Raw genomic sequence first — 1,879 nt, forward strand, 5'->3', positions numbered from 1 at the left:
GTCACTGCCCGCGGCCCCATCACTCCCCGGCGCCCCCTGGGTCGCACCGGCGGGTTCGGGCAGGTCGTTGACGACGACGGCGGCCCCGCGGGCGGCGAAGGCGAGCGCGTGCGCCCGGCCGACGCCGCGCCCCGCCCCCGTGACGAGCACGGTGCGCCCCGCGAACGACAGCGGCTCGAGCCCCGCGACGGTCACAGCTCGACCGTGGGGGTGACGAGCTCGTCGCCGAGGCGGGCGACGTCGTCGAGCATCTCGGCGATCGTGCGCCCGCGCACGGCGACGGTGAGCCGGTGGACGCCGAAGTCGGCGTAGACCTTCGCCTCCTCGACGTTGCGCGCGCCGCCCGCGGTGAACTCCATGGCGTCGGGGTCGCGCCCGACCGCCCTGGTCTCCTCGCGGACCCGGGCGAGCAGCCTCGGCAGCTCGACGAGCGGATCCTGGCCGGGGAACACGAACGGGAAGTAGCCGTCGCCGCGGGTCGCCGCGCGGCGGATCGCGGCCTCCGACGCCCCGCCGACGAACAGCGGAATCGCCCGGCGCACCGGCCACGGCCGGCACTCGACCTGGTCGAAGCTGACGTACTCGCCGGCGAAGGTCGCCGAGTCGTCGCGCCACAGCACCCGCATGGCGTCGATGTACTCGTCCATGCGCCGGCCCCGGTTGCGGAACTCCATGCCGACTGCGGCGTACTCCTCGGGCAGCTCGCCGACGCCGATGCCGAGCATCAGCCGGCCCCCGGACAGATGGTCGAGGGTGGCGGCGGTCTTGGCGAGCACCGTCGGCTGGTGCTCGGGCAGGATGAGCACGCCGGTGCCGAAGCGGATGCGAGTGGTCACCGCGGCGACGTAGGTCAGCCAGATCAGCGGGTCGGGCATGCCGCCGCGCCGCGACAGCCGGTCCATGCTGCCGCTGGTGACACCGCGGTACGGGGTGGCGTCGGTGCGACGCGACTGCACAACGTGCTCCGGCGCCCACAGCGATTCGAACCCGGCCTGCTCGGCCGCGACGGCGAGCGCCACGGCGTCGTCGGGGTCGGGGAACCCGGTGCTGGCGAAGACGATGCCCCACTTCATCGCGTGCCCCACTTCGTCACTGGCTCTCCTCAGGAGTTCACGGTCGGGGCGTCCTCGACCGCGGCGTGCCGGCCGAGCAGGTCGGCGAGGTAGGGCTGGGCGGCACCCATGCCGCCGTCGACGCGCAGCACGACCCCGTTGACGTAGCGGGCGGCGTCGGAGGCGAGGAACGCCACGACCCGGGCGACCTCGTCGGGCGTGCCCAGCGGGGACGGGGTGTGCGCGGCGAACACGGCGCGCATCCGGCGCAGCCCGCGCCCGGGCCCGCGCACGGTGTCGGTGAGTACGAGTCCGGGGGCGATGGCGTTGCAGCGCACCCCGACCGGGCCGTAGCGGGTGGCGATGCTGCGGGTCAGCGACTCCAGCGCCGCCTTCGACGCGCCGTAGGCCGGGCGCAGGTGCTCGGCGGCCGCGGCGGCCCCCGACGAGGTGTTGATGATGGACCCGCGGCCGGCGGCGATCATCGCGGGCAGCACGGCGCGCGCCAGCAGCATCGGCCCGCGGACGTTGACGGCCATCGTCGCGTCCCAGAGCTCCGCCGACATCGTGAGTACCTCGGCGTCACCGCCGCCGCCGGACAGCGCGGTCGCGGCGGCGTTGTTGTGCAGCACGCCGATCGGGCCGAGCTCGGCGGCGACCCGTTCGACGCAGTCGCGCACGGCGGCGGCGTCGGCGACGTCGAGGGCGAGCGCGATCGCCCGCCCGCCCGCCGCGACGATCTCGTCGCGGACCCGCGCCGCCGACGCACCGGCAAGGTCGGTGACGGCGACCGCCGCGCCCTCGGCGGCGAGCCGGCGGGCACTGGC

General features: G+C 75.7%; 2 protein-coding genes and 1 pseudogene. All 3 read right to left on the bottom strand.

Translation table 11 applies throughout. From position 1 onward, the window contains the following. Window positions 1-195 (bottom strand): annotated as a pseudogene (locus tag NBZ83_RS31880) (hypothetical protein); the annotation flags it as partial. Continuing rightward, window positions 192-1,073 carry an LLM class F420-dependent oxidoreductase gene (locus NBZ83_RS31885; RefSeq protein ID WP_261566414.1) on the bottom strand — a complete coding sequence of 294 codons (882 nt, stop codon included), beginning with the start codon at window positions 1,071-1,073 and terminating at the stop codon, window positions 192-194. The pseudogene NBZ83_RS31880 and the gene NBZ83_RS31885, both read right to left, overlap by 4 nt. 29 nt (window positions 1,074-1,102) lie before the next feature. Then, a partial coding sequence (locus tag NBZ83_RS31890) for an SDR family NAD(P)-dependent oxidoreductase (protein WP_261576479.1) occupies window positions 1,103-1,879 on the bottom strand: 777 nt, incomplete at its 5' end.

The organism is Frankia gtarii, from assembly GCF_025403375.1.
In the GTDB taxonomy this organism is placed as follows: Bacteria; Actinomycetota; Actinomycetes; order Frankiales; family Frankiaceae; genus Frankia; species Frankia gtarii.

Coding starts and splice junctions, on each gene's coding strand:
- NBZ83_RS31885 (WP_261566414.1), bottom strand. CDS start 1,073: ATGAAGTGGGGCATCGTCTTCGCCAGCACCGGGTTCCCCGACCCCGAC.